18 protein-coding genes are annotated in these 26,088 nt (G+C 68.1%); 7 read left to right on the plus strand and 11 right to left on the minus strand.

Annotation, left to right across the window (positions count from 1 at the left end):
* Positions 1-40 precede the first annotated feature (40 nt).
* Positions 41-562, minus strand: a complete 522-nt coding sequence (locus tag ABFD52_01210) for a hypothetical protein (GenBank protein MEN6559380.1) — start codon at positions 560-562, stop codon at positions 41-43.
* A gap of 414 nt (positions 563-976) precedes the next feature.
* On the opposite strand from ABFD52_01210, the gene ABFD52_01215 reads away from it, so the two are divergent.
* On the plus strand, positions 977-4,024 hold the full coding sequence (locus tag ABFD52_01215; GenBank protein ID MEN6559381.1) for a TonB-dependent receptor: 3,048 nt from the start codon (positions 977-979) through the stop codon (positions 4,022-4,024).
* A gap of 109 nt (positions 4,025-4,133) precedes the next feature.
* Here ABFD52_01215 and ABFD52_01220 read toward each other — a convergent pair whose 3' ends face one another.
* Together ABFD52_01220 and ABFD52_01225 are read right to left on the minus strand one after the other, a co-directional pair.
* Entirely contained in the window at positions 4,134-6,560 is a 2,427-nt protein-coding gene (locus tag ABFD52_01220; GenBank protein MEN6559382.1) for a tetratricopeptide repeat protein, read from the minus strand.
* 160 nt (positions 6,561-6,720) lie between these two features.
* Complete coding sequence (locus ABFD52_01225) at positions 6,721-7,866, minus strand: gamma-glutamyl-gamma-aminobutyrate hydrolase family protein (protein MEN6559383.1); 1,146 nt, start codon at positions 7,864-7,866, stop codon at positions 6,721-6,723.
* Positions 7,867-8,057: 191 nt separating this feature from the next.
* On the opposite strand from ABFD52_01225, the gene ABFD52_01230 reads away from it, so the two are divergent.
* On the plus strand, positions 8,058-10,241 hold the full coding sequence (locus ABFD52_01230) for a DUF5916 domain-containing protein (GenBank protein ID MEN6559384.1): 2,184 nt from the start codon (positions 8,058-8,060) through the stop codon (positions 10,239-10,241).
* A gap of 17 nt (positions 10,242-10,258) precedes the next feature.
* Here ABFD52_01230 and ABFD52_01235 read toward each other — a convergent pair whose 3' ends face one another.
* A complete protein-coding gene (locus ABFD52_01235) occupies positions 10,259-11,635 on the minus strand; it encodes an alpha/beta fold hydrolase (GenBank protein MEN6559385.1) in 1,377 nt (458 codons plus the stop codon).
* 203 nt (positions 11,636-11,838) lie between these two features.
* On the opposite strand from ABFD52_01235, the gene mfd reads away from it, so the two are divergent.
* From mfd to ABFD52_01250, 3 genes are read left to right on the plus strand one after another with little or no spacing between them, the layout of a single operon-like run.
* A complete protein-coding gene (mfd, locus tag ABFD52_01240; GenBank protein ID MEN6559386.1) occupies positions 11,839-15,261 on the plus strand; it encodes a transcription-repair coupling factor in 3,423 nt (1,140 codons plus the stop codon).
* Between the two features lie 26 nt (positions 15,262-15,287).
* Positions 15,288-16,304 (plus strand): peptidyl-prolyl cis-trans isomerase, encoded by a 1,017-nt coding sequence (locus tag ABFD52_01245; protein ID MEN6559387.1) that lies wholly within the window; start codon positions 15,288-15,290, stop codon positions 16,302-16,304.
* Positions 16,301-17,278 (plus strand): peptidyl-prolyl cis-trans isomerase, encoded by a 978-nt coding sequence (locus ABFD52_01250; protein MEN6559388.1) that lies wholly within the window; start codon positions 16,301-16,303, stop codon positions 17,276-17,278. Before ABFD52_01245 ends, ABFD52_01250 begins: the two co-directional genes overlap by 4 nt.
* A 7-nt stretch (positions 17,279-17,285) precedes the next feature.
* Here the strand turns inward: ABFD52_01250 and ABFD52_01255 are convergent, their stop codons facing one another.
* The 5 genes from ABFD52_01255 to ABFD52_01275 form a co-directional block, all read right to left on the minus strand.
* Positions 17,286-17,843: an arginine decarboxylase, pyruvoyl-dependent gene (locus tag ABFD52_01255; protein ID MEN6559389.1), complete on the minus strand. Its 558-nt coding sequence runs from the start codon at positions 17,841-17,843 to the stop codon at positions 17,286-17,288.
* Position 17,844: 1 nt separating this feature from the next.
* On the minus strand, positions 17,845-18,372 hold the full coding sequence (locus tag ABFD52_01260; protein ID MEN6559390.1) for a hypothetical protein: 528 nt from the start codon (positions 18,370-18,372) through the stop codon (positions 17,845-17,847).
* A 77-nt stretch (positions 18,373-18,449) separates the two neighbouring features.
* On the minus strand, positions 18,450-19,709 hold the full coding sequence (locus tag ABFD52_01265; protein ID MEN6559391.1) for a divergent polysaccharide deacetylase family protein: 1,260 nt from the start codon (positions 19,707-19,709) through the stop codon (positions 18,450-18,452).
* A 6-nt stretch (positions 19,710-19,715) separates the two neighbouring features.
* On the minus strand, positions 19,716-20,852 hold the full coding sequence (locus ABFD52_01270) for a S41 family peptidase (GenBank protein ID MEN6559392.1): 1,137 nt from the start codon (positions 20,850-20,852) through the stop codon (positions 19,716-19,718).
* Positions 20,853-20,874: 22 nt separating this feature from the next.
* Positions 20,875-22,098, minus strand: coding sequence for a peptidoglycan DD-metalloendopeptidase family protein (locus ABFD52_01275; GenBank protein MEN6559393.1), 1,224 nt, complete (start codon positions 22,096-22,098; stop codon positions 20,875-20,877).
* A gap of 87 nt (positions 22,099-22,185) precedes the next feature.
* Between ABFD52_01275 and ABFD52_01280 the strand changes: the two genes are divergently transcribed.
* Both ABFD52_01280 and ABFD52_01285 read left to right on the plus strand, forming a co-directional pair.
* Entirely contained in the window at positions 22,186-23,547 is a 1,362-nt protein-coding gene (locus ABFD52_01280; protein MEN6559394.1) for a glycerate kinase, read from the plus strand.
* A gap of 370 nt (positions 23,548-23,917) precedes the next feature.
* Entirely contained in the window at positions 23,918-24,382 is a 465-nt protein-coding gene (locus ABFD52_01285) for a hypothetical protein (GenBank protein MEN6559395.1), read from the plus strand.
* Here ABFD52_01285 and ABFD52_01290 read toward each other — a convergent pair.
* Together ABFD52_01290 and ABFD52_01295 are read right to left on the minus strand one after the other, a co-directional pair.
* On the minus strand, positions 24,355-25,617 hold the full coding sequence (locus ABFD52_01290; GenBank protein MEN6559396.1) for an MFS transporter: 1,263 nt from the start codon (positions 25,615-25,617) through the stop codon (positions 24,355-24,357). The two genes, ABFD52_01285 and ABFD52_01290, sit on opposite strands and share 28 nt — an antisense overlap.
* A gap of 118 nt (positions 25,618-25,735) precedes the next feature.
* On the minus strand, positions 25,736-26,080 hold the full coding sequence (locus tag ABFD52_01295) for a hypothetical protein (GenBank protein ID MEN6559397.1): 345 nt from the start codon (positions 26,078-26,080) through the stop codon (positions 25,736-25,738).
* Positions 26,081-26,088 lie beyond the last annotated feature (8 nt).

Raw genomic sequence — 26,088 nt, forward strand, 5'->3', positions numbered from 1 at the left:
CGCCTGTCTCAGGGCCGCGATCCGGTTCCAGGGCGGCCGGTCATGGGCCCCACGGGTAGCCGGTCCGCGTGACGCAGCAGGAGCCCGAAGAGGCGTTGCCGAGGTCGAAGACGCACTCGAGCGGCGGGCCCTCCTCGGGCTGGTAGGGCCCGGCGATCGAGATCCGAACGGATCCCGGCGCGAGACCGGTGATCTCGTAGCTGATGTCGTAAAGGCAGTTGCAGTCGCAGAGCGAGGACGATTCCCTCTCCCTGATCCTGATGATCGTGCCCGAGGCCTCGATGTCCGCGGAGATGGCGCCCGGGCAGCAGTTGAAGGCGGCGTTGACGTGCCTGAGCCGCAGGACGCTCCGCCCGTCGTACTCGTACTCGACGCATTCCTGGCTCGCCGCCGCAGCGCCGGCCCCGCGGACGGGCGTTCCGCCGGCGCTCTTGCAGTCCGTTCGGGCGACGATCCTGCCCAGGGGCGCGGGACCGGACGGGGAGCCGCAGCTCGCGGCCAGGACGATGAGGGCCGCCGCGCCCAGCGCCGGCGGGACGGGAACGCCGCGAAACCATCTCATGATCGACCCAGCTCCCTGCCCAGAGCATAGACGGCCGTCCGGGACGTGTCAAGCCGGCGCCGGGCGGCCTGGGACTATCGGTTCATATGGGCAAATGGGCCCATTGGCCCATTTACACGGCGGCCGGGGGACCTATGGTGGAGGCATGTCCGGGAAGACGGGTACGACCATGGACGCGATCATCATGCGCAAAGGAGGTGCTCAGGAACCGAAGGCCCGCAACAAGATCCGTATCCCAGGGGGAGCGATCCCGCCGCGTCCGGCGCCAGGCCCGGAGCCTGAGCCCGCCGCGACTCCGGACGGCCCGCTCCAGGCAAGGAATTCTCGGCGCGACGGGCGGACGGCCCGGCGCGCGGAACGAGAGAACGGCCCGGCCGCCCCCGAGGGGGGTTCGGTCCGGGACAAGGAGAAACCATGAAATTGCTCAGATCGATCGGCTTGCTCGCCTTCGCCGCGCTTCTCCTGGCCGGGGTCCTCTCCGCTCAGGTTCCCACGGCCGGCAGGATCATAGGCACGGTCATCGACGACCAGGGGGCGCCCCTCCCCGGCGTGTCCGTCGAGGCGAAGAGCCCGCGGCTCGTCGGGACGGCGGCCACGGTCACGGACGCGAACGGCGTCTACCGCCTCCTGGCCCTTCCGCCCGGCACGTTCAAGATCACCTATAGCCTCCAGGGCTTTGCCGCGGTCGTCCGCGACGACATCGTCCTCGGCGTCGAACAGGCCCTGGTCGTCGACATCTCGATGAAGCCCAGCACCGTTGAGGAGGAGGTCGTGGTCGTCGGCCAGGCCCCGCTCATCGATGTCAAGAACAGCGCCCGGGGCCAGGTCCTCACCGCCGACACCTTCAACGCCCTGCCCAAGGGCCGGAGCTTCGATTCGCTGGTGACCATCCTGCCCGGCGTCCAGAGCGAGAACGATCTTCTCGCCGGCATCTCGGTCGACGGCGCCTCGGGGGCGGAGAACGTTTTTTTCGTCGATGGGACGGACACCTCCGACCTGCTGGGCGGGACGCGCAAGCAGAACGTGGTCTTCGATTTCGCCGACGAGGTCCAGTTCAAGGCCTCCGGCTATAACGCCGAGTACGGCGGATCCGTCGGCGGCGTCGTCAACGTCATCACCCGCTCGGGCGGCAACGCCTATCACGGCGAGCTCATCGGCTACTATACCGGCACGGGGCTCGAGGGCGCGCGGCGAGCCCGGCTGTCCCTGGACCTGAGCGACGGCACGCAGGCCCGCTACTACCCCTATGCGGAATATGTCGGCAAGGACAAGGAGAGCTCCTTCGAGGGCGGGTTCCTGCTGGGAGGCTATATCGTCAAGGACCGGCTCTGGTTCTTCGGGGCCCTGACGCCGAGCCTGTTCCGCCGGGACCGCGACATGGACATGTCCATCCAGAGCGTCCCGACCGTCAATTCCTACAGGCGGACCGAAACGACCTGGAACGCTTCGTTCAAGCTCTCGGCCCAGCCGCTCAAGAACCTCCGGGCCGGGGCCAGCGTCGTCCTGAACCTCTTCAAGTACAAGGGCGGCAGCGACCCCATGACCTATCCGGCTGACCAGACCTACGCCGCCACGTCCAACGCCTCCGGCGACTACAATAACCTCGGCTTCTCCTACCCGAACTATTCGATGACCGCCTATGCGGACCTGACCCTCAGCAACAACGCCCTGTTGAGCGTCCGCGGCGGCTATTTCTACAACAACCAGAATCACCGGATCGCGTCGCTGCCGACGACCCCGTATTACGCGTTCCGCCTGGAACAGCCCGGCAGCTATGCCTACGTCTCGAACGACATGTTCCCCGAGATCCCGGCCGACCTCGTTCACCCTGCCGGATGGCAGAATTTCCCCAGGGCCAACGTCATGGGGCTGGAGCAGCGGATGGACAGCCGGCTGAGCGCCAACGCCGACTTCACCTACTACCTCAACGCCGCCGGCGAGCACGCCCTCAAGGCGGGCCTCCAGTTCATGCGCCGGACCCAGAACGTCAACGATGGGGCCCAGCAGCCCATCGTTTTCCTGGGCTGGGACCTGGACCTTGTCGCCTACAGCGTCAACTACGGCCGCGGCGATTACGGCTACTACGCCATTCGCGGCGCCGGCGAGGCCGGCCCCTACGGCGAGGGCTACAAGGTCAACATGAACAGCTGGTCCCTCTATCTCCAGGACAGCTGGACGATCGCCGGGCGGCTGACGCTCAACCTCGGCCTCCGCGCCGAGGCGGAGTACCTGCCCAGCTACACGACCGACCCGGCCTTCGCCGGCATCAAGAAGCCGGTCAATTTTTCCTTCGCCGACAAGCTCGCGCCGCGGTTCGGCTTTTCCTACGACGTCTTCGGCGACTCGAGCTTCAAGATCTACGGCAGCTTCGGCATCTTCCAGGACGTCATGAAGCTCAACATGGGCGCCAACGGCCTGGGCGGCCTGAAGTGGAAGAGCGCCTATTACACCCTCGACGACTGGGACTACACCAAGATCGGCGTCGACGGGTACTTCCCCGGCACGCTCCTGACCGTCATCGACTTCCGCCCGCCTCTCTTCGACGTCATCGACCCCGACATGAAGCCGTTCACCCAGCGCGAGATCTCCCTCGGCTTCGAGAAGAAGCTGGCCGAGGACGCGTCCCTGTCGCTGCGCCTCGTCAACAAGAAGGTCCTTTGGGCCATCGAGGACATCGGCGTGCCCATCGAAGCGTACTACTACACCAACCCCGGCAGCCAGTATATCAAGAACGTCTTCGCTGAGTGCAGGGAGAGCGGCCTGCTCCTGCCCGGGACGCCCGACTGTCCCAAGGCCAAGCGCGACTACTACGCCATGAACCTGTCCCTGGAGAAGCGCTTCAGCGACAACTGGCAGGGCGGCATCTCCTACACCCTCAGCCGGCTGGAAGGCAACTACAGCGGCCTGGCCTCGTCCGACGAGGACGGCCGCAACTCCCCGAACGGCGAGCGGTTCTTCGACATGTGGCACCTGTCGTTCGACAAGGAGCTCAATCCCATCGACGGGCCTTTGCCGACGGACCGGACCCATTCCATCAAGGCCTACGGCAGCTACGCCCTGCCCTTCGGCCTGACCGTGGGCCTAGTCGCCAACGCCTACAGCGGCACCCCGGTCACCGAGGAGTGGAACGTCGATTCGGCCGGCTACTACCCCTACAACAGGGGCAGCATGGGCCGCACCCCGTTCATCTTCCTGGCCAACGCCTATGTCGAGTACCGGGTCAAGCTCGGCGGCCGTAAGGCCCTCAGCTTCAATCTCAACGTCGACAACCTGTTCAACTCCCGGACGGCGACGCGGATCTACTCGATAAAGTACCGCTACAACATCTCCCCCGGCGACGCGGCGCTCATTTCGACCAACTGGGAGCCGTCCCCGGACGAGGTCGTCGATCCGCGGTTCGGCATGCCCTACAGCTTCCTGGCTCCTATTTCCGGGCGCGTCGGAATGCGCTTCTCGTTCTAGTCTCCAGCGAGGGGAACGACGCGGAGCCCGTCGGGCCCGCCCCTATCCCGGAGGGGCGGGCCCCCCTCTTTTCCGATGTGATAAAACCCTTCTTCTGATCACTCTTCGATCAGCGGGGGGAGTCCGACGAACCGGCCAGCGCGGCCAGGCGGGCCCGGGCCTCCGCTACCTCCGGCCGCCCCGGATCGGCGTTCCGCCAGAGCTCGAGGAAGTCCCGATAACCCGCGATGGCGTCCGCCCGGCGGCCCAGGGCCTCCGAGGCCCGGGCTTTTCCGAGGACGGCGAGGGGGTAGGAGTCGGCGAAGAGGAAGCGGAACGACGTTTCCCGCAGGATCTCCTCGTAGGCCGCCGCCGCCCCGGCGGCGTCGCCGGCCTTTTCCCTGGCCTGCCCGAGGCAGGAGAAGATGACCGGCTCGTAGGCCGAGGGGGGGAAGGCGGACGGCAGGGTGGCCGCGGCTTTTTCAAGGGCGGCCACAGCCTCCCGGTAGCGGCCGCGCTCGTAGGCCACGACGCCGGTGAATAGATCGTAGTCCCTGAGGACGCGGCGGGGGGCGCCGGGCCCGACGGACTCCCGGAACCGCCGCGTCAGGTCCTCGATCCCGGCGTCGTCCCCGGTCCTGGCGCAGGCTGCTCCCAGGACGATCAGGCGCGCTCTCGTCCGCGAGACGTCGCTGTCGGAGCCCGTGACCGCCGTCCGGAGCTCGGCCAGGGCGGCCTCCGGCTTGCCCTGTTCGAGCAGGACCTGCCCGAGCATCGCCCGGATGTCCTTGGACCACATGAACTCGCGGATGGACTCCGCCAGGTCGATGCCGTTGCGGCATTCCTTTTCGGCCTCGGTGTAACGGCCCTCGGCCAGGGCGAGCAGCATCAGGCGGAGCCTGGCCTGGAGGTGCCAGGCCGGCTCGTCCATGAGGAACAGCCGGCCGAACTCTGCGCGCGCCGGACCGGGTCCCCGGGTGAAGAAGAGCAGCATGCCCTTCCAGGTCGACCAGGAGGGATCGGGAAAGACGGCGGCGGCCTTTTCGAGCGCCGCGGCCGCGCCGGCGAGGTCCCCCGTGTCGATCAGGATGGCGACGAGCGTCTGGTAGACCAGGCGGTTGGCCGGATAGTTCTCGAGATAGGCGTTCAGGACCCGCACGGCTTCCTTCGTCCGGCCGAGGGCCCGGAGCGAGACGGCCCGGGTGTGATGCGGAAAGGGATCGGACGCGCCCTGACGGATCGGGATGTCCGCGCGGGCAGCCGCGGACTCGAAGTCCTCGGTCTCGTAGCACAGGACCGCGAGGCTGGTGTTAGCGACGAGATCGTAGGGGTGGTCCTCGATCACCTTCATGAACTCGGCGGCCGCCAGCTCCCAGGTGGCCTCTGATTTGGCGTAGTAATCCCCCCGGATGAGGTGGCGCTCCCGGCAGTCCTCCGGCAGCCGGTCCGTGAGCTCGAAGGCCCGGCGCAGGTATTCGGCCTCGCGGTCGATGTAGCGGAGGTTCCGGGCGTTCACGGCCATCATCCGGTAGGCCATGGCGAATTCCGGGTCGATCTCCACCGCTTTCCTGAGCATGATGAGGCTCTGCTCGTAATCTCCCGTGCGGTGATAGCGCCAGCCCTCGGCGTAATATTTGTAGGCCAGGGCGGAGGTGGTCGTCAGGACCTCGACGTCGAGGTCGATGTCGTCGAGGGCATGCTCGGCGGTCCGGGCCAGGCCCGACCGGATGGCCCTGGCCAGCCCGTCCGCCTTCTGCATCAGGTCCTTCTCGTCCTGGCAGTCCAGCATCTCGGTCCGGATAGCGGTCCCCGTCCGGGCGTCCTGGAGGACGGCCGTGACGACGATCCGTCCCGCCGCGGCCAGCACGGTCCCGCTGATGAGGTAGTCGGCCTTCATCTCCCTGGCCAGGCGGCGCAGCTCCTCCCGGGAATACCGCCGCCGGCCAGTCAGGTCGAACTTCGTGAGCGCGCTGTAGACGGCGTCGTCGCTGACGGTCCGCAGGCGCCTGGACTGGCCGAGATCGGTGGCCAGGAGGAGAGGGAGCCCGGTCACCCACTTGTCGAGGTCGGGGTCGGCCGAGAGGTTCTCGAAGTCCAGCACGGCCAACGCCGGCGTCGGCGGAAAAGCGGCGGGGCGGGGCCGCCGGCCCCAGGTCCTCCAGGCGGCCAGGGTCGCGGCCGCGGCGAGGACCAGGATGAGGACCGGCAGGGCGGCCCTGCGGAGAAGGGGGTGCCCTCCGGCGGGCGCGGGATCGGCCGCGGCCGGGCGGCCCGGATCCTCGAGCACGGACTGGAAGCAGCGGACGAGCTGGATGCGGTTCCGGATGCCGAGCTTCCGGTAGATATGATGGATATGGTTCTTGACCGTGTGCTCGGAGATGAAGAGCTCTTCGGAGATCCGCTTGCTGTCCTTGCCCCCGAGGAGCAGCCTGGCGATCTCGCTTTCGCGGGCGGTGAGGCCGAGCTTGTCCGCGCAGGCGGCGAAGGCGTCACCGTTCTTGACGCGCAGGGCGGCTTCGGGCCGGGTTCGCCGGAACAACGACGCGAACGCTGCCATCCCGCTGTCTCCTCGTTCCCGGGAGAAGAGCTAAAACCCCTGATCCCTGCTATGATAACCGTTGGCGGGGGGGGCTGTCAAAGAGCCATGGAGCCGCGCTCTTCCCCGCTCTTATAGACGCGCGGCCCGGGGAAAATGTTGCGGCCGGGCGCCGGCCGCCCTAGCGGCCGTGGCTCTCGGCCAGCCGGCCCGCGAACCAGCGCCAGATCGCCTTGTTGAATTCGACGCTCGGCGGCGTGCCCTCGAGGATGGCCAGGAAGCTCGTCGGCGCGTCGCCGGGCTTCTGCCTCTGCCGCGGCCCGGGGTCGAAGAGCAGGGGATGCTCGGGGTGGAACTGGACGCCGAGGACGTTGGGGTATTTCTCGTGCTGGACGGCCTCGACGATCCGGCCGTCGCGCGAGCTGGCCGTGGCCACCAGGCCCTTCCCCATCCGGCCGATGGCCTGGTGATGGGCGCTGAGGACGCGGGGATGATCGGACGGCTTGAAGCCCATGGCCTTGACGAAGACGCTCCCGTCGCCGAGCTGCAGGCTATGGAAGCTGTAGCCCATGAGCCGGTCGAGCGGGAACAGGCCCCGGTAGGGATTCGTGTGCCACTGCTCGGGCCCGAGGGCGATCGTCCCTTCGAAGGTCGTCTGCCCGTAGACGTCCCAGCGGATGTCCTGGGCCAGCGTCCCGCCCGTCCCGATGTTCATCGTCTGTAAGCCCAGGCAGATGCCGAGCACGGGGAAGCCCGGGCGCCCCTCCAGGAGCGGCTTGAAACCCGGGTCCTGCGAGCCGCCGAGGAAGTGGAAGGCCGCCGAGACCTCGAGGTAGTGACGGAAGGGATCGCTGATCTCCGTGAACAGGCTCGTTTTCTCGCCGTAAATCGAGGCCGGCGCGTCGGGCCCGCCGAAAAAGATGACGCCGTCGGCCTTGGCCGCGATCCTCTCGAACTCTGGCGTGCAGGCGTTCCGCTTGAAGAGGACCGGCTCGCTGATCTCGGCTCTGACGACATGGAACTTGAACCAGTCGAGCTTGTTCTCCGCGACGTACTTCCGGCTCTCGGCGAAATCGTCCGCCTGCCGCTCGTGCCAGACGCCGACGACCGTCAGGTTGGGGATGTCGATGACGCCGAGCCGGCGCAGCTCGGCCAGGGCCCGGACATTGAACACCTCGGGATTGAAGATGACCAGGCGGACGTCGTCGCCGCGCCCCGTCACGCCGTCGAGCCAGCGGTCGGGATCGGGCGTCTGGCAGGCGAGGGGCGCCGGGACGGCGGCCGCCGCCACGAGGAATGCGAGGGCGAGAACGAGAGTCCTTCTCACGGGGAACCTCCGCCGGGCTCGGATCATGTCCCGGCCATTATATTCGCAATCCCGGCTGTCCCGCAACCGGACGCGGCGCCGCGCCGGCCCTATTTTTCCGGTCTCGCGTGAACATTCGGGCCCGTCCCTTCGTCAACCTTGCTGAAGGGACAAGGTGGCGCGGGGGCGGACCACGAAAAAGGAGCGCGCTCATGAGGAAACGGATCTTCGGGGCTGTGCTGCGGTTGGCGCTGGCCTGGGCCGCCGTCCGGGCGGCCTCCCCCGCCGCGCCGGCCCGGACGGCCGGCGATCTCAAGTCGCCCCTCGAGATCCCCCGCCTGACCCGCGCTCCGAAGATCGACGGCGTCCTCGACAATCCCATCTGGGAGGCCGAGGGCCTGAAGATCGACGCTTTCGTCCAGCTCAGCCCCAAGGAGAACGGGACGCCGACCGAGAGGACCGCGGCCTATCTCGGCCACGACGAGAAGAACCTCTATATCGCCATACGGGCTTTCGATTCCCAGTCTTCCAGGATCCGCTGCTCGATCACCAAGCGCGACGGCTGCCTGGAGGACGACTGGGTCATGGTCATGCTCGACACCTTCAACGAGAAGCGGCGGGCCTTCACCTTCGCCGTCAACCCGGCCGGCGTCCAGATGGACTTCATCCGGGTCGAGGAGGGCGGCAACGACAACATGGACGACAGCTGGGACACCGTTTTCGCCTCCGGCGGCTCGATCGACGGGGAGGGCTACACGGTCGAGATGGCCATCCCCTTCAAGAGCCTGCGCTTCCCGAACGAGGACCTCAAAGCCTGGAACCTGGTCTTTGCCCGCAACCTGCCGCGAACGGGCGAGGTCATCGTGCATCCGACGGTTTCGCGCGACATCCCCGGCCTGCTGTCCAACGGCCGGCCGTTCCTGATGCGCGGGGCCGTCGAGCGCAGCCGCAACGTCGAGGTCATGCCCTTCGTGACCTCGCTCGGGCGGGGCGGGCCGGCGGCCGAGGGGAAGGCGTTCGACTTTCAGCCGGGCGCCAATTTCAAGCTCGGCCTGGCCTCGAACACGACCCTCGACCTGACGGCCAACCCCGATTTCAGCCAGATCGAGGCCGACGAGCCGCAGATCGACTACAACCTCCGCTACGCCCTGCGCTACAACGAGAAGCGGCCCTTCTTCCTCGAGGGCATGGAGATCTTCAACTCGCCGGCGATCGAGACGGTCTACACCCGCCAGATCAACGACCCCAGCTTCGGGGCAAAGATCTCCGGCAAGAGCGGCCGGTTCGCCTACGGCCTGCTCTCGGCCTACGACATGCACCCGGCCGAGAGCCTCTGGGAGATACCGAACGGCGGGGGGGAGACTTCCGGGGCCAAGGCCTTTTCCAATGTCCTCCGGACCAAGGCGGACGTCGGCTCGGGCTCCTACATCGGCTTCACCCTGACCGACAAGGAGCTCGGCGGGGGCAGCTGGAGCCGCCTGGGTGGGATCGACGGCCAGCTCCGGTTCAAGGACCGGGTCTTTTTCAACTTCCAGGCCGTGGCCTCGAGCTCGAGCGCCGCCGGCGAGCGGACCTCGCTCGCGCCCGGCCTTTACGGCGACCTCTGCTACACGACCAGGCATTGGGACGTCGGCGGCTTCTACAAGGCGGTCCACCCCGACTTCCAGGCCTCGCTCGGCTTCGTCAACAGGACCGACTACCGGAGCGCCGGCGGCTACGCCTCCTACACCCTCTATCCCGACAAGAAATACCTCAACCAGGTCCGCTTCCGCGTCCAGGCGGGCGTGCGCGACGGCTACGCCGACAGCGTCACCCAGGACACCTGGATCCGGCCCCAGATCCAATTCCGGCTGACCGAATTCAACCAGGTCTTTGTCCAATACGAGGCGGCGATGGAGCGGTTCGCTGGCGTCGAGTTCCGGAAGCAGAATCTCTCGATCGAATCGCAGTTCACCTTCATCAGCTGGCTGCCCTTGTACTTCTCCTTCCAGACAGGCGACAGCATCAACTACGACCCCGACGACGCTTACCTCGGCGCCAGCAACACGTACGGCGTGTCGCTGACCATCAAGCCCAGCAAGCGGCTCCAGCTGGGGACCGACTTCAGCAAGCAGACGTTCTGGGACCGGGCCGACGGCTCCGGGAACTGGGACTACAACGTCGTCCGCGAGAAGGCGGCCTACCAGTTCAGCCGGACGCTGTCGTTCCGGGCCATCGTCGACTACAACTTCTTCTACGAGAAGGCCTTCGGCAGCCTCCTGGCCAGCTGGGTCCTGCGGCCGGGCACGGTCTTCTTCCTCGGCTTCGACAACAATTACCTCCGCACCTCGTCCGGCCGCTTCCTCCGCGAGAACTGGAACGTCTTCGTCAAGTTCTCCTACTGGTGGCGGCTGTAGGACGGCATCGGCGGCCTTCAGCGCTTCGCGATCCAGCCGGCGATGTCGTCCACGACGTAGGGCGCGACGCTGCCGTGCTTCTCGATGTACTCCGCCGGCGTCAGGGCTCCCTCCCCCTCGTAGAAGAGATGATTGAGCTTGGGATAGAGGCGGAACTCGACGTCCCGCCGCGAGCCCAGGGCGGCCTTCCAGTTGTCGAGGTCGGCCGTCTGGACCTGGTAATCGCGCTCGCCCTGGAGGATGAGCATGGGCGCCTTGACCGACCTGGCAAGCTCGGGCGGGTTGTAGCCGCGGAGGTCGAGCCAGTAGGCCGGCATGGCCCCCAGGAGCCTCGTGGTCGAGCCGCTGTCGGCCGCGGTGAGGGCCTTGATCCTGGCCGCCTGGGCCTTGAGGCCCTCGAGCCTTTTCCTGTCGTCGTCGGACAGGGAGCTCCCGGCCAGGCCGTAAAGGTAAGTCATCTGGCGGATCATCGTGTCCTCGATCGGCCGCGTCAGGCCGGCCAGGATGATGAACCCGGCCGGCTTCAGCGGCCGGCCGGCCAGGGCGATCCTCGGCATCAGGTATCCGCCCAGGCTGTGCCCCAGGATGAACACCCGCCGGCCGTCGAGCCCCGGCGTCTTGCGGAGCAGGGCCGCGGCGGCCAGCGCGTCGTCGACGGTCTCTTCCTTCACGGTCATTGCCGCCTCGATCCTGGGATCGGCCACGATCCTCTTCCCGTGGACCTTGCTGCGCTTGTCGTAGCGGAGGACGGCGATGCCGCGCGAGGCCAGCCCCCAGGCCAGGTCCTTGAAGAGCTTGTTGGGGCCGAGCGTCTCGTCCCGGTCGTTGGGCCCGGAGCCGTGGACGAGCACGATGGCGGGGAAGGGGCCGGCGCCTTTCGGCCTGGTCAGCGTCCCCGGCAGGGCCCACTCGCCCGAGCCGACCGTGACCTCGGTCTCTTCGAATCTGGCCGGATCGGCGTAGGCCGGCGGCTCGTATTTCACCGGCGGCGCCGGCGGCGCGAACTGCAGGCCGGCGATCCGGCCGTCCTTATTGAAAACGACCCGCGCGTCGATCCGGGCCTTTTCGAACTCGCAGGCGACGAAGACGATCTCGTAGCCCTGTTGCTCTTCGCGGCGCGCCGGGCCCTGCTGCTTGAACGCCCCGAGCTGGGCCGGCAGCTGCCTGGCCCACATCGTCTCGAGCTTGTCCGGTCCCAGGGCCTTGAGCATGGTCGCGTCGAAGTCGCGGGCGGCCAGGGCGAAGTCGCCCTTCTCCATGGCCGCCAGGAACTCCCGGGCCTTGACCGTGAGCGCGTCCTCGGCCGGGGCGGGCGCCTGAGCCGGGCGAACGGGGGAGGCCATCGCGGCGGCGACGGATCCCAGGATAATGAACAGGAAGCAGGCTTTTTTCATCCAGACGATCCTCCTTTTGTGCGCAGACGACGTTGGTGTTCGAACGGGGGATGTCCCGCCAAAGCAGTATACTCCCTCCGGACTGCTCGTGAAAATGGAGGTCGGCAAAAGGCAGGTTTGACCCTTTCTGGCTTGGCCTTTCCGGGTCGCCCGCTCTTCGCAGCGGGGGCAGGCCCCGCCGGCGTTCATGGTAGAATAACCGGGTGAGCCTCGATTTTCTCCTGCGCACGCCCGAATTCGCCGACTTGGCCCGGGCCGTCGCCTCGCCGGAGCGGCCGATATCGGTCCACGGCGTCATCGAGCCGGCCAAGGCCTGCGTCCTGGCCTGCCTGGCCAAGACCGCCGGCCGGCCGATCGTCTTCATCCGCGCCGAATCCGCCCCGCTCGGCCAGGCCGAGCAGGACTGCCGCTTCTACCTGCCGCGCCTGGCCCCGGGGGCCGGGCTGGCCACGCTGCCGCCCCTCTCCGAGAACCCTTATTTTGAGGTCCCGCCCGCCCTGGACGCCGTGTCCTCGCGGATGAAGCTCCTCCGCCGCCTCCTGGCGGCCCCGCCCGCGCTCATCGTCACGTCGCTCGGCGGCCTGCTCAAGCCGGTCCCGGGGCCGGAGGACCTGCGCGGCCTCTTCCTCGACCTCGAGGTCGGCGGCGAGGCGGACCACGACGCCCTGCTCGAGACCCTGGCCCGCTACGGCTACACCCGCGAGGACCTCATCGCCTCGCCGGGCGAATACGCCTGGCGCGGCGGCATCGTCGACGTCTTCTCGCCCTGGGAGGCCAACCCGTTCCGCATCGAGCTCGACGGGACGCGCGTCGTCTCGCTCCGCGAGTTCGACATCTCCACCCAGCGGTCCCTCAAGCGCGTCGACCGGCTGACCGTCCCGGGCCTGCGCGAGTTCCCGGCCACGCCGGAGTTCCTCGACGCCTGGAAATCCGCCGCGCACAGGCGCTCCAGGGGCTTCGCCCGCGACCTCGAGGCCAGGGCCGCCGCCTTCGACCGCGGCGACTTCGGGCCGAGCTTCGCCGCCCAGGCCCTGCTCCTGGCCGACCGCTTCGCGCCCGTGACCGACTACCTCCGCGACCCCGTCTTCGTCGTCGACAACCCCGAGGCCGTCGACGGCGAGTGGGACGGCCACGTCAAGGAGCTGCGCGACCAGTGCGCCGACCTCCTGGCCGACGGCGTCTTCGCCCTCGATCCCGAGGCCATCTTCCCGCCCCGCCTCCTGCAGCGCGTCCGGCGGGAAGCCGTCCGGTTCGAGGAGCTCGGCGCCCCCGCCCGCAAGAAGAGCTACGGCTTCTCCTTCCAGCCCGTGCCCCGCTTCGACAACAAGATCCCCTTCTTCCTCCAATATCTCAAGAAGCTCCAGGCCGAGAGCGATCTCTGCTCGATCTACCTCCTGAACGCCGGGACGCGCCAGCGCATGGCCACGCTCCTCCGCGAGAGCGATATCCCCGTCGTCGAGACCGACTCGCCCTTCGCCGTGCCGCCCCGCGACGAGGTCGCCCTGCTCCTCGGCCCCCTGCCGGGCGGCTTCAGCTATCCCCGCGAGAAGCTCGACTTCTTCGCCGAAAAGGACATCTTCACCGAGGAAAAGGTCATCGTCAGCCGGGCCTCGCGCCGGCCCTTCCTCTCCCAGTTCCAGGACCTCCGGGCCGGCGATTTCGTCGTCCACGCCGACTACGGCATCGGCGTCTTCCGCGGCCTGCGGCGGGTCGAGGTCGAGGGCCAGGGCCGCGAGTTCATCGAGCTCCACTACCGCGACGGCGACAAGCTGCTCGTGCCGGTCGAGAACCTCAACCTGGTCCAGAAGTTCTCCCAGGCCGGGGCGGAGCTCCCGCCGCTCGACAAGCTCGGCACGAACTCCTGGGAGAAGACCCGGACCCGGGCCAAGAAGGCCGTCGAGGCCGTGGCCAAGGAGCTGGTCGATCTCTACGCCAAGCGGCGGGCCGTCAAGGGCCACGCCTTCTCCTCGGGCGGGCCGTGGGACGAGGAGTTCGCCAAGACCTTCGAGTACGAGGAGACCGACGACCAGCTCCGCTCGATCCGCGAGATCCGGGCCGACATGGAGGGCCGGGCCTCCATGGACCGCCTCCTCTGCGGCGACGTCGGCTACGGCAAGACCGAGGTGGCCATGCGGGCCGCCTTCAAGGCCGTCATGGACGGCAAGCAGGTCGCCGTGCTCTGCCCGACGACCGTCCTGGCCAGCCAGCACCTGAAGACCTTCCGTGACCGGATGGTCCTCTTCCCGGTCCGCGTCGAGGCCCTGACCCGGCTCCAGTCGCCGCGCGAGCAGAAGGCTCTGCTCGAGGACTGCCGCAAGGGCTTCGTCGACATCCTCATCGGCACGCACCGGATCCTGTCCAAGGACGTCGGCTTCAAGGACCTGGGCCTGCTCATCGTCGACGAGGAGCAGCGCTTCGGGGTCGGCCACAAGGAGAAGATCAAGCAGTTCAAGGCCACGATCGACGTCCTGACCCTGACCGCGACGCCCATCCCGCGGACGCTGAACATGTCGCTCTCGGGCCTGCGCGACATCTCGCTCATCGAGACGCCGCCGCGCGACCGCCTGGCCGTCCACACGGTCGTCACCCCGTTCAACGCCAAGCTCATCGCCGCCGCGGTGCGCCAGGAGATCGGCCGGGGCGGGCAGGTCTATGTCATCCACAACCGCATCGAGGACATCGACAAGGTCGCCGAGATGGTCGTCAAGCTCGTGCCCCAGGCCCGCGTCGTCGCCGTCCACGGCCAGATGGCCGGCCCGGACCTGGAAAAGCGGATGCTCGACTTCGTCGACCGCAGGTACGACGTCCTCGTCTCGACGACCATCATCGAGAACGGCATCGACATTCCGCTCGTCAACACCCTCATCGTCGACCGGGCCGACCTCTACGGCCTGGCCCAGCTCTACCAGCTCCGCGGCCGGGTCGGCCGGTCGGCGCGGCAGGCCTACGCCTACTTCCTCGTCCCGCCCTACATCGAGCTGACCCCGCTCGCCCGCGAGCGCCTGAAGGCGCTCAAGGAGTTCAGCGAGCTCGGCTCGGGCTTCCGCCTGGCCGCCCGCGACCTCGAGATCCGCGGCGCCGGAAACCTCCTCGGCCATCGCCAGCACGGCACGATGGAGGCCGTCGGCTTCGAGTACTACATGCAGCTCCTCGACCAGGCCATCCGCGGGCTTAAGGGCGAGGTCGTCGAGGAGACGAACCCCGAGATCAATCTCAAGGTCGACATCCACGTCCCCGAGGACTACCTGCCCCAGGTCAACCTGCGCCTGAACCTCTACAAGCGGCTGGCCGCGGTCGAGAGCCTGGAGGAGATCGAGGGCATCCGGGCGGAGATCGCCGACCGCTTCGGGCCCGTCCCCGGGCCGATCGAGAACCTGCTGCGCTACGGCGCGCTCAAGCACCTGGCGACGAGGCTGCGCATCCGGTCCATCGACCGGGCCGAGCGCCGGCTGGTGATCAAGTTCCGGCCCGAGACGCCCGTGGACTGGGCCCGGGTCACGCCCCTGCTCAAGAAGCACGCCGGCTCGCTCTCGCCCGAAGGCGTCATGTCTCTGGCCCTGCGGGGGACGACGGAGCGGGACCTCCTCGATGAAACGGTCGGCGTCTTGAAGACGTTATCCAATTGAGATACAATGAATTGATACTAAAAAAGATGTGCGCATACGGCAGGAGCGGTCGGAGCTGGTGGTCCCAGGGGGGGCGTCCGGTCTTCCAGGTCCTGGCCGCGCTGGGCGTCCTGGCCATCCTGGCCCTGTTCGCCTGCGGCCGCGACAAGGGCCGCTCGGCCGTCTCCAAGGTCGCCGGGCTCGTCCAGAGCAAGCTCAGGAGCAGCCAGGTCCTGCGGGTCGAAAAGAACGAGTACGGCAACGCCGATCTCCGGGCCTACCTCGAGGCCGCCGGGGCGGCCGCGCCGGGGCTCCCGGCCGAGTCCCTGAGCCGGCTCTTCGACCGGTTCGTCGACGAGGCGATCCTGCTCGAAGCCGCCCGGCAGCGCGGCGTCTCCCTGAGCGAAGACGAAAAGAAGGAATACCTGGCCAAGCTGGCCATGGGCGTCCTGCCCGAGGCGGGGGCCGGGACGCGGGAGCCGGCGCCGGCCGGGCGCGCCTTCGACCGGCTCCTGATCGAGAAATACACCTACCTCGTCGTGCGCGACGTCCGGGTCGACCCGGCCGAGGTCCACGACTACTACGAGCAGCACAAGAAGGACTTCCTCCACCAGGGACGGGTCCAGGTCTCGCAGATCCTCGTCGACACCGAGCAGAAGGCGGTCTCGATCGTCCGGCGGCTCGAGGGGACGGGGGAGGACGAGTTCCGCAGGATCGCCCGGGCGGAATCGCTCGGCCCCGAGGCGGCCCGCGGCGGCGTCATGGGCGTCTTCGCCCAGGGCGACCTGCCCGCGGACATGGAGAAGGTCATCTTCGCGCTCGACGAGGGCCGGACCAGCCAGGTCGTCGAATCCTCCTACGGCTTCCACGTCTTCAGGCTGGACAAGAAGTATCCGCCCGCCCTCCAGGCCGAGGCCGAGGCGGCGACGGAGATCCAGCAGCGGATCATGGCCCAGAAGATGAAGGACGCCCTGGCCGCCCACCTGGCCGGGCTCAAGGAAACGCTGAGCTGGGAGACGCATCCCGAGAATCTATTCTTCAAGTACCAGAGGTCGGACGAATGAAAAAGATCATCGCAGGTCTGACGTTGGCGGTCGTCCTCGTCGCGGCGCCCGCGCTCTCCGCCCAGGAGGTCGTCGAGGAGATCGTGGCCGTTGTCAACGACGACGTCATCACGCTGTCCGAATTCCGGGCCCAGTTCGAGATGGCCCAATCCGCCCTGCGGGCCCAGGTCCCCGAGGCGCAGCAGGCCCAGGCGGAGGAGGGCCTGCGCAAGGAGTTCCTCAACTCCCTGATCACCCAGATCCTGCTGCTGCAGAAGGCCAAGGAGCTCGGCCTGAACGTCCAGGAGCAGCTCAAGGCGGCCGTCGAGAGGATCAAGCAGGACAACAACATCACCTCGGACGCCGACCTGCGCCGGGCCCTCGAGCAGCAGGGCGTTTCCTACGAGGCCTGGCTCCGCCAATACGAGGAGAACATCCTGCGGGACGCCGTCGTTTACACGGAGGTCCGGCGATCCATCGCGCTCGGGGATTCTGAGGTCGTCCAGTACTACAAGAAGAACCCGGACGAGTTCACGGTGCCGACGGAGTACAAGCTCAACGCCATCTACCTCGCGGGCGAGGGCCGGACGGCCGAGGCGGCCGAGTCACAGAAAGCCGCGGTCGACGCCAAGCTCAGGTCGGGCGCGGCCTTCGCCGACGCCGCCACGGAGCTGTCCGACCCGCCGATGAAGGAGGCCAAGGGCGAGCTGGGGACGTTCAAGGCCGGCGAGCTCGAGCCGGCCCTCGAATCGGCCGTGGACAAGCTCAAGGCCGGCGAGACCAGCGGCTGGATCAACAGCAAGAACGGCTGGTACCTGCTCCAGCTCGTGGAGAAAAAGGACAGCCGCCTGAAGTCGTTCGAGGAATCCCGCAGCGAGGTCGAGCAGAAGCTCTTCGCCCAGAAGTCGTCCGTCAAGGAAGCGGCCTATCTCAAGGATCTCCGCGAGAAGAGCTACGTCAAGATTCTCAACGACCCGTTCGCTCCCGGCAAATAGCGGAGCCTTATCTTTCCTCGCAGACCAGCACGGCGGCGGCGACGGCCGTCGTCCACAGCCCCTTCTGGCCCCTCGCGCCCTGCGTGACGCTCCGCGTCTTGAGCGACAGGCCGTTGGAGATCCGGAAGGTCCCGGCGGTCTTGGCCCGTCCTGGCGCCCGGAGCTTCTGCCCGAGCTTGGTGGCCAGCATCTCGGCGGCCAGGTACTCGCAGTGGAGCGAGGTCTCCCGGGCTGACCTCCCGCTGTCGGAGTGTTCGGCGAGATAGCCGTAGCGCGACGGGTCGTCGGGCACGGCCATGCCGATCGAGGCCGTGACGAGCTCGCCCGGATCCTCGGTCGCGTTCTCGCTGAGGACGACGAACAGGATCTGGCCTTCCCTGAGCAGCTTCAGGCCCGCCGCCTTGCCGACGTAGCGGCAGTGGGGCGGGTAGATGCTCGAGACGCGGACGAGGTTGTACGGGGCGATGCCCGCTTCGCGCAGGGCCTTCTCGAAGCTGACGAGCTTCTCCCCGTGGCGGCCCAGGCCGCGGACGAGGAAAACCCTGGTCGGAACGAGCGCTCCCATGTCACTTCTTCGGCTCGACGGGTTCCGGTTCCTTGAAGTCGATGTCCCGGGAGACGTCGTAGACGCCGAGAAGGACAGGGGTCGACCCCTTGGAGATGGCGAACAGGCGGACGAAGGCCGGCTTCCATTCGGGGTTGTCGCGGATGCCGGCCAGGTTCTTGCCGTCGACGCCGAGGTTGCTCCTGAGGACGATCAGGTCGCTCGTGCCGCCGGGCGGGACGGCCTTGCCCCGGATGGCGGCCTTGAAGGAATCGCCGAAGTTCTCCGGATCGCCCTTGAACTGATAGACGGCGTTGAAGTTGACGTAGGTCATGGGCTTCTGGCCGATGTTCTTGACGCGGAACGTGATCTGGGGGACGAGGATGAGCCTCGGCGGCCAGGGCTGGTAATATTTCGAGACCCAGGCGGACGAATAGTCGACGATCTCGATCGAGCTCTTCAGCTCCTCGCTCGACGTCGTCTTGCAGGCCGGCAGGGCCGTCAGGGCCAGGGCCGCGAGGACGAGGATGGACGGGGCTATTCTCTTCATGAGGCTCCTCCTCTCTAACGACTGTATATTAGCGGACCCGGGGCGATCACGCAACAACGGGCCGGCCGGGGCCGGCCCTAGCGGACGAGCTTCGAGACGGGAACGAATTCGAGGCCGTAGGCGTCGACGAGGTACAGGCTCGACTTGAGGACGGCCAGGGTTTCGGGAAAGGGATGGCAGATGCCGACCGCCCGGCCCTTCTTGCGGGCCTTCTGGAGCAGCTCGACGAGCCGGCCGCGGATGCGGCCGCGGTCCTCGTCGGCGTCAAGGAAGACATCCCGCTGGGCCGCCGGGATGCCCATCCGGCGCGCTTCTTCCAGGGCCACGGTCTTGGCCGTCGTCCGGCTGTCGACGAAGAACAGCCCGCGCTCCCTGATCGGCTTCAGGACCGCCCGCATCAGGTCCCGCTCGGCCGTGAAGCGCGAGCCCATGTGATTGTTCGTGCCCGCGGCGAAAGGGACGCGGTCGCAGCAGGCCTCGAAGGCGGCGACGATCGCGGGCTCGGTCATCATGGCCATGATCAGGCCCTCGGTATTGGCCATGGCCTCGTGGTTGTTGACCGACTCGAGCGGGAGGTGGAGCAGGACCTCGAGGCCCTTCTCGTGGGCCATCCGGGCCGTCTCGCCGGCCTGGGCCCCGTAGGGGAGGACCGAGATCGTGATCGGCCGCCCCAGGGCCGCGAGCTCGTCCAGCGTCTCAAGGCTGTTGCCCATGTCGTCCATGATCAGGGCGACTTGGCCGCGCGGCGCGCGCTTCGCGGCCGGCTCTTTCGCGGCGGCCGGGACGGGCGGCGGTTGGGCCGGCGGTCCGGCCGGCAGGACGAAGGAGATGGCCGCCTCCTCCCTGGCCGGCCGGCGCAGGGTCCAGAGGATCTCCGTCCGGCCCTCGCCGGGGCTGCGCTTCTTGTCGAGGACGCGGAGGCCCTGGGCCCCGAGGGCCTTTTCGACAGCGGGGCCGAGCGACTCGTAGAGCTCGGCCGGGATCTCGACCTCGAAGAGCGGCCGGCCCTTGGGCCCCTTGAGCTGCAGGACCGAATCATCGGACACGCCCGCCGCGGCCAGCGTCGCGGCGATGACCTCGTCGAGGGCCCGGACCGCGACCGGGCCGGGCGCGGGGGCCTTAACGGCCTTGCCGGCCGCCTCCCGGGCGGGCCCCGCGCCGCTGCGCGCGGCGGCCGCCCCGGCCGGGCCGCCGAAGAGGTAGGAACGATCGCCCCGGCGGGAGTTCAGGTAATCGAGCGAGATCGTCGCGGCGAGCGCCGCCCCCGCCAGGACGGCCGTGAGCAGGGTGAAGGCCGGCCAGGCTTGGCGACCTTTGGGCAGTAGCCTCTTCGTCATCCGTCGTCAGAGCTTGGGCAGAAGAGGCAGGGTCTTCTCGAGGTACGTTTTGTCGTTGAGCGTGTCGGCCGGGATGGCCGCGTCCGGCACCAGGCCGTCGTTCCAGATCTTGCGGCCGGACGGCAGCTGGAAGACGCCCGCGGTCAGCAGCACGGCGCTGTCGTCCTTGAGCGGGAAGAGGGTCGTCCGGCCGACCAGTCCCGGGGTCTCAAAGCCGACGATCCGGGCCTTGCGCACCTCCTGGAGGAGCCCGGCGGCGAGCTCGGCCGGACCGGCCGTGCCGGCATCGGTCCAGACGACCAGGGGGATCGTTCCGAGCTCGGCCTCGCCCGGGCACGAAACGGGCTCACTGGCCCCGTCGCGCCCCTCGAAGCGGCCCGCGTCGGCGGCCTTGACGAACAGGTTGACGAGCTTGGCGGCCTCGGCGGTCTCGCCGTCCTGGCAGCCCCGCAGATCGAGGACGAGCGGCGCCCTGCGGGCCTTGAACGCCGGGACCACGTCGCGCCCGACCGCGGCGGCCAGGCCGTCATCGAAGCGGTGGACGCGCAGCCGCGCCGGCTGGCCGGCCGCCCGGATGAAGGTGAACGGCGCCGGGAAGAGCCGGGCCCGGGCCACGGACAGGTTGTGGGTGTCGTTGCCCCGGAGCACGCGGATGTCGACCGGCCGTTCGTCCGTTCCCCGCAGCATGATCTTGACCTCGACCAGGCTCATGTCCAGCGTGCTCCGGCCGCCGATGGCGGTGATGAGGTCGCCCAGCTGGGCCCCGGCGGCCTGGGCCGGGGAATTGTCGGCGACGGCCACGACCTGGGGGAAGGCGGCGTAACGCTTGAGGACGACGAGGCCCGTCTCGGCCTGCCGGCCCGGCAGCGCCCTGTAGCCCTCGACGAGGTCCTTGGAGAGATAGGCCGAGAGCGGGTCCAGCGAGTTGACCAGGCCGCGGAAGGTCCCTTCGGCCGTCTGGAGGGGATCCCGCTCCTCGAGGTAATCGTTGCGGATGTGGCTCATCAGGGTGTCGAGAAGCTCGAATCCCCGGGGCGATGTCGTGGCGTGGCCGCGCGACAGGTACCCCATCTCGAGGACAAAGAACAAGGCCGCGGCCAGGGCGGCCGCCCAAAGGAACCAGCGGTATCTCGGAACCTTCATGGCAGGTTGAACATCCATTTTATCATCTCCGCTTCAGCCATTGCAAGGGATCGAGGGCCTTGGTCTTGTAGCGGATCTCGAAATAGAGGCACTCGCCCTTGAGGGACCCGGTGTCCCCGACCACGGCCACGGGCTGGCCGGCCCGGACCATGTCGCCGGCCGCCGCCAGGAACTCCGAACAGTGCCCGTAAAGCGAGTAATAGCTCATGCCGTGGTCGACGATGAGGAGGTTGCCGTAGCCCTGGAAATAGTCGGCATAGACGACCTTGCCCGGGTGGACGGCCAGGATAAGGGACTTGTCCCGGCCGGGCGCGATCTCGACGCCCTTGTTCATGACGACCGTGTTGAAATTCGGGTTCTTCTCGAAGCCGAACGCGGTGACGACCCGGCCCTCCAGGGGCCAGGGCAGCCGGCCCCGCCGCTCGTAGAGCGGGACCCAGGCGGGCGGCAGGACCCACTCCTGGCTGGCGATCTTGGCCATGAGCTTCTGGAGCTCCTCGGCGCTGTCCGCGAGCTCCCTGAGGGTCTGCTGGTACGTCGTCCGGTTCTTGCGGATCTCCTCGACCAGGGTCGCGCTCTTGCGGGCCTCGGTGTCGAGCTCCTGGCGCTTGAGCTTGGCGGCCCGGGCCGTGGCTGCCAGGTCCGTCTGCTTGCTCTCGAGGGCCGACTCGGCCGACCGCAGCTCGTCGAGGGAAGCCTGGTACTCCGCGACGACCTTGTCCTGGCCGCGGGCCAGGAACGACAGGTGCTTGCTCTCGGACGCGTAGGTCTCGATGTTCCGGGCCTGCAGGAGGACCTGGAAGAAGTCGACGCGGCCGAACTTGTAGAGCGTCACCAGCGTCCGGTCGAGGGACTCCCGCTGCAGGCCGACCTTGGCCCGGATGGCGCGGATGTTCTCCTGGATGACGGCCAAGTCGGCCCGGCCGCGCTCCAGCTCGACGTTCAGCGCGGCCAGCTCCCGCTCGACGATGCCCTTGTTGAGGTTGATCCGGGCCAGGGACGTCAGGACGGTCGTTTCCTGCCTGGTCTCGGCCTCGAGGCGGGCCCGGAGGTCCCGGATCTGCCCGTTGATGCGGGCCAGGCGCTGCTCGAAATCCTGCGTCTCCCCGGGCGGGGCCGCCGCCGTCCCGGCCTGTGCGGCGCCGCCGCGGGACGATTGGGCCGGGGCCAGGGGAGCGCAGGGGAGGAGGAGCGCCGAGGCCAGGGCCAGGAAGAGGACCGGGACCGGCGCGCGGACGCTTCGCATCCTTTATTTTATAGCATAAAAACGGCCCGGGCGGCGCGCTCTTGAAGCGCTCTTGGAGGCCCGGCCGGTTTGGGCTATAGTACGGGCATGATCGATCCCATACGGGGGCGGGGCGGTTTCCCGGAGGACGCCGAGGCCATCTGGCGGGCCGCGTTGGAGTCGGTCGATCCGTGGCGGCTCGTCCGCGAGAGCGTCGCGCGGCAAGGGGAGATCCTGCGGATCAGGGACAAGGAATTCGACCTGGGGGCGGCCGAGAACGTCTACATCATCTCGTTCGGCAAGGCCGCAGCGGCCATGGGCGAGGCCCTGGCCGGCATCCTCGACGAAAAGTTGACCGCGGGCCTCGTCGTCGTGCCCTGGCCGGCCGGCCAGGAGGCGTCCCGTCTCGAGTACCTGGAAGCCGCCCACCCCATCCCGGACGCGCGGAGCGTCGAGGCGGCCCGGCGGGCCCTCGAGTTCGCGGCCCGGGCCGGCGAGAGGGACATCGTCTTCGTCTGCATCTCCGGCGGCGGCTCGTCCCTCCTGGCCCTGCCGCCCGAGGGCATCGCGCTCGAGAAGAAGCGCAAGCTGACCGAGGACCTGCTCCGGGCCGGCGCGACCATCCAGGAGATAAACGTCGTCCGCAAGCATCTTTCGGAGATCAAGGGCGGGCAGCTGGCCCGGGCGGCCTTCCCGGCGGCGGTCGTCACCCTGGCCATCTCCGACGTGGTCGGGGACGACCTCGGCACGATCGCCTCGGGGCCGACGCACTGGGACAACTCGACCTTCGCCGACGCCCGGGCCGTCCTCGAGCGCTGCGGGCTCTGGGACGGGGCCTCGGCCATGGTCCGGGCCCGCATCGAGGACGGCGAGCGCGGCCGGGTCCCGGAGACGCTCAAGGAGCGCGACCCGGCCTTCGACCGGGTCTCGAGCTTCGTCATCGGCGACAACATGACCGCCCTGCGCGCCGCCAAGCACGAAGCGGAGAAGCTGGGCTTCGAGGCCGTCTTCCTGTCGGCCGGCGACGGCGGGGAGGCCCGGAAGACGGCCGCCGGCTACGCCGCGTTCCTGGCCGAGCTGGCCTGTTCGGCGTCCAGCCTGCCGCGCCCGCTCTGCCTTCTGGCCGGCGGCGAGCTGACCGTCACGGTCAAGGGGCGCGGCCGGGGCGGCCGCAACATGGAGTTCGTCCTGGCCTCGCTGGCCGACCTGGAGAAGGCCGGGGTCGAGGGGCTCGACTGGCTCATCCTGAGCATCGGCACGGACGGCATCGACGGTCCGACCGACGCGGCCGGGGCCTGGGCCGACCCGCGGACCGTCCGGACGGCCCGCGCCCTGGGCCTCAATCCGGCCGAATACCTCGACGACAACGATTCCTACGGCTTCTTCAAGCAGACGGGGAGCCTGATCGTCACCGGCCCGACCGGGACGAACGTCATGGACCTCCGCGTCTTCCTGCTCCGGGCCGCCTGACGGCGGCCCGAACGCGCCGGCCGCTTGCTTTTTTCCGTTAAACGGCTATAATATAGTCAAGTTTTCTTGCGCCGGCTGGAGAAAACTTCAACCCCATGAAATACTCCATTTTCCCCCTTTTCTGCTGTTAAAAAAAACAGCCGGCACTTGTCCGTTGCGCCCCCGTTTCCGCCGCGAAATATTTTCCTTGCTTTTTGCCCGCGCCTTTTAATAGAATGGCATCGGCTCTCTTTCGCCGGCTGGAGAGGGCTCCCTCAATTTTCCAATCATCACCCCCCTTTTGCTGACCTCAGCCGGCACTTCCTCCGCCGCTTTGCCGGCCCCGACGATTGTGCTATCATACTGAAAATCCCCGCGCGCGGAGACCACGATGGGCAAAGTCGATTGGAAGAAGGAACTCGCCAACCACTTCGAGAACGTCCGGGTCATTGAGCTCTGCCAGGCCGAGACGGTCGCCCAGTTCGACCAGTTCTGCGAGTTCATCGCCGAGCCGGCCTTCGAGGCCCTGACCGACGAGCTCGGCCAGTACAAGATCAAATCCGCGCACGTCAAGACCAAGGGCCGCAGCATCCGCTTCGCCATCTGCTTCCCCGGCCTGAAGGACGAGCAGTTCCACTACCGCATCGCCCTGCCCAAGAATTCCGTCGAGCTGCGGCTCAAGCTCCAGATCCGGACCCGCCAGACCCCCAAGGCTGAATATCAGACGACGGACGAGGATTTCATGCCCGGGTTGTTCCCCTTCAAGGTGCTGCGGATGGACAAGGACGAGGTCATCGCCGACGTCGTCAAGCACTACACGACGTTCTGCTACAAGGCGCTGACGTCGCCGGACTGAGCGACCGCCCCGCGCCCCTTCTTCACCTTCTTTTCCGCGACCGGCGACTCGCCCAGGACGGCGGCCAGACCGGCGGCGGCGACCATGAGCCCGGCCAGGAGAAGGAGCGGCCTGGTCATGGATCCGGTCGCCCGGTCCTTGAGCGCGTCCAGGCCGACGATGAAGAGGACGCCCGAGACCTGGCCCATCAGGATGAGCAGGCTGTTCGACGTGCCCTCCGGGGCCGGATAGGTGATCTCGGCCGCGTACTGGAAGGCGATGGGGCCGGCGCTCAGCAGGAAGAACCCGAAGGCGAACCCCGACAGGAACAGCAGCCAGGCCGCGGTGGCATAGGTCATTCCCAGGAGGCCGGGAAGGAGGCCGACGAGCGCCAGGACGATGAACGGCTTACGCCGCCGGACGCCGTCCGAAACGAGGGGTATGACGATCGCGCCGGCGATGCCTCCGGCCAGCATCAGGGCGCCGAGAACGCCGGCCTGGGAGATCGTGAAGCCCCGCGGCCGGACGATGTTCTCGACCCAGGTCGAGACGCCGTTGAAGAGGCCCAGGCCGACGAAGAAGACGGCCAGGAGCAGCAGGAAGTCGCGCTGCCGCAGCATCGATCGGAGGCCGTCGAGCATCAAGGCGCGCTCGTCGGGGCCGGGCGGCGTCGGCGGATGCTCGCGGGCCACGGCGAGGAACAGGATCGCGGCGGCGGCCATGGCCGCTCCGTAAACGAGGAGCAGGCCCTTCATCCCCGAACGCAGGAAGAGATAGGGGGATAGGAGCATGGCCGCCAGGGGGCCGGCGTAAAGCGCCAGCGTCCCCAGCCCGGCCGCCGTCGCCCGCTCGCGGGCCGGGAACCAGCGCGCGGCGACCTTGGTGATGGCCCCGATCACGAGCGGCTGGCCGAGGGCGATCCCGACCTGGGCGGCCAGGACGACCGTGTAGTTGGAGGCGAAGAAGCCGCGCAGGAGGGCGAAGACGGCCGAGATGACGGCCCCGAGCCCGGCCGCGGCCTTGAATCCCCACGTGTCGATGGCCCAGGCCGCGGGGATCGCGGCCAGGATATACACGATCATGAAGACCATGGACAGGAGCCCGATCATCAGGTCGGACCGCCCGTAGAACGCGGCGGCCGGGCCGGTGATGGGCGCGAACGTGAGCCAGAGGACCTGGGTCATCGCGGCCATGACCACGAAAACGGCGAGCACGGACCAGCGGGACCGGTAAACCTTGATCGTCTCAGCTTCCATGGGGCGGGCCTCCTTGGCCTGACGGCCCTTTTGCGTGGACGGGCCGCCGGCGAGGATCGTGCGTTCCGGGAAACGGTTGCTTTTCGCGGACGACTATAGGTCCGGCGGCGGGCTCGTGTCAACAGGAAGCAGAAGGCCCCTGCGGCGGCTTGGGAGGCTTGGGCGGCTTGGGCGGCTTGGCCCACTTGCCGGGCTTCCAGACCCAGCGCGCGCCGACCCGGCTCCAGGTCCCCGGGACCCAGATCCTGTTCGGCTTGCCCTTGACCCAGCGGCCCTCGACCCATTCATAGTTGATGCCGGTCCATTTCCAGAAGCCGGAGATCCAGACATAGTCGGCGGCCGGCCGGAGCGTCGGGGCTTCGGTCCGGGGCGGGGGAGGCCCGACCCGCGGCTGGTTGTCGGCCAGGCCCGCGGCCGCGGCGACAAAAAGGACGGCCAGAACGGCGCAGACGGTCTTTCCCATCGCGTCCT

This window comes from Acidobacteriota bacterium (genome assembly GCA_039683095.1).
In the GTDB taxonomy this organism is placed as follows: Bacteria; Acidobacteriota; Aminicenantia; order Aminicenantales; family Saccharicenantaceae; genus RBG-16-66-30.

Excerpts from the sequence above, each read along its gene's own strand:
- ABFD52_01245 (MEN6559387.1), top strand. The coding sequence starts at position 15,288 with ATGTGCGCATACGGCAGGAGCGGTCGGAGCTGGTGGTCCCAGGGGGGG.
- ABFD52_01250 (MEN6559388.1), top strand. The coding sequence starts at position 16,301 with ATGAAAAAGATCATCGCAGGTCTGACGTTGGCGGTCGTCCTCGTCGCG.
- ABFD52_01270 (MEN6559392.1), bottom strand. The coding sequence starts at position 20,852 with ATGAAGGTTCCGAGATACCGCTGGTTCCTTTGGGCGGCCGCCCTGGCC.
- ABFD52_01220 (MEN6559382.1), bottom strand. The coding sequence starts at position 6,560 with ATGGCAGCGTTCGCGTCGTTGTTCCGGCGAACCCGGCCCGAAGCCGCC.
- ABFD52_01260 (MEN6559390.1), bottom strand. The coding sequence starts at position 18,372 with ATGAAGAGAATAGCCCCGTCCATCCTCGTCCTCGCGGCCCTGGCCCTG.
- ABFD52_01215 (MEN6559381.1), top strand. The coding sequence starts at position 977 with ATGAAATTGCTCAGATCGATCGGCTTGCTCGCCTTCGCCGCGCTTCTC.
- ABFD52_01230 (MEN6559384.1), top strand. The coding sequence starts at position 8,058 with ATGAGGAAACGGATCTTCGGGGCTGTGCTGCGGTTGGCGCTGGCCTGG.
- ABFD52_01275 (MEN6559393.1), bottom strand. The coding sequence starts at position 22,098 with ATGCGAAGCGTCCGCGCGCCGGTCCCGGTCCTCTTCCTGGCCCTGGCC.
- ABFD52_01290 (MEN6559396.1), bottom strand. The coding sequence starts at position 25,617 with ATGGAAGCTGAGACGATCAAGGTTTACCGGTCCCGCTGGTCCGTGCTC.
- ABFD52_01265 (MEN6559391.1), bottom strand. The coding sequence starts at position 19,709 with ATGACGAAGAGGCTACTGCCCAAAGGTCGCCAAGCCTGGCCGGCCTTC.
- ABFD52_01255 (MEN6559389.1), bottom strand. The coding sequence starts at position 17,843 with ATGGGAGCGCTCGTTCCGACCAGGGTTTTCCTCGTCCGCGGCCTGGGC.
- ABFD52_01210 (MEN6559380.1), bottom strand. The coding sequence starts at position 562 with ATGAGATGGTTTCGCGGCGTTCCCGTCCCGCCGGCGCTGGGCGCGGCG.
- ABFD52_01295 (MEN6559397.1), bottom strand. The coding sequence starts at position 26,080 with ATGGGAAAGACCGTCTGCGCCGTTCTGGCCGTCCTTTTTGTCGCCGCG.
- ABFD52_01280 (MEN6559394.1), top strand. The coding sequence starts at position 22,186 with ATGATCGATCCCATACGGGGGCGGGGCGGTTTCCCGGAGGACGCCGAG.
- ABFD52_01285 (MEN6559395.1), top strand. The coding sequence starts at position 23,918 with ATGGGCAAAGTCGATTGGAAGAAGGAACTCGCCAACCACTTCGAGAAC.
- ABFD52_01235 (MEN6559385.1), bottom strand. The coding sequence starts at position 11,635 with ATGAAAAAAGCCTGCTTCCTGTTCATTATCCTGGGATCCGTCGCCGCC.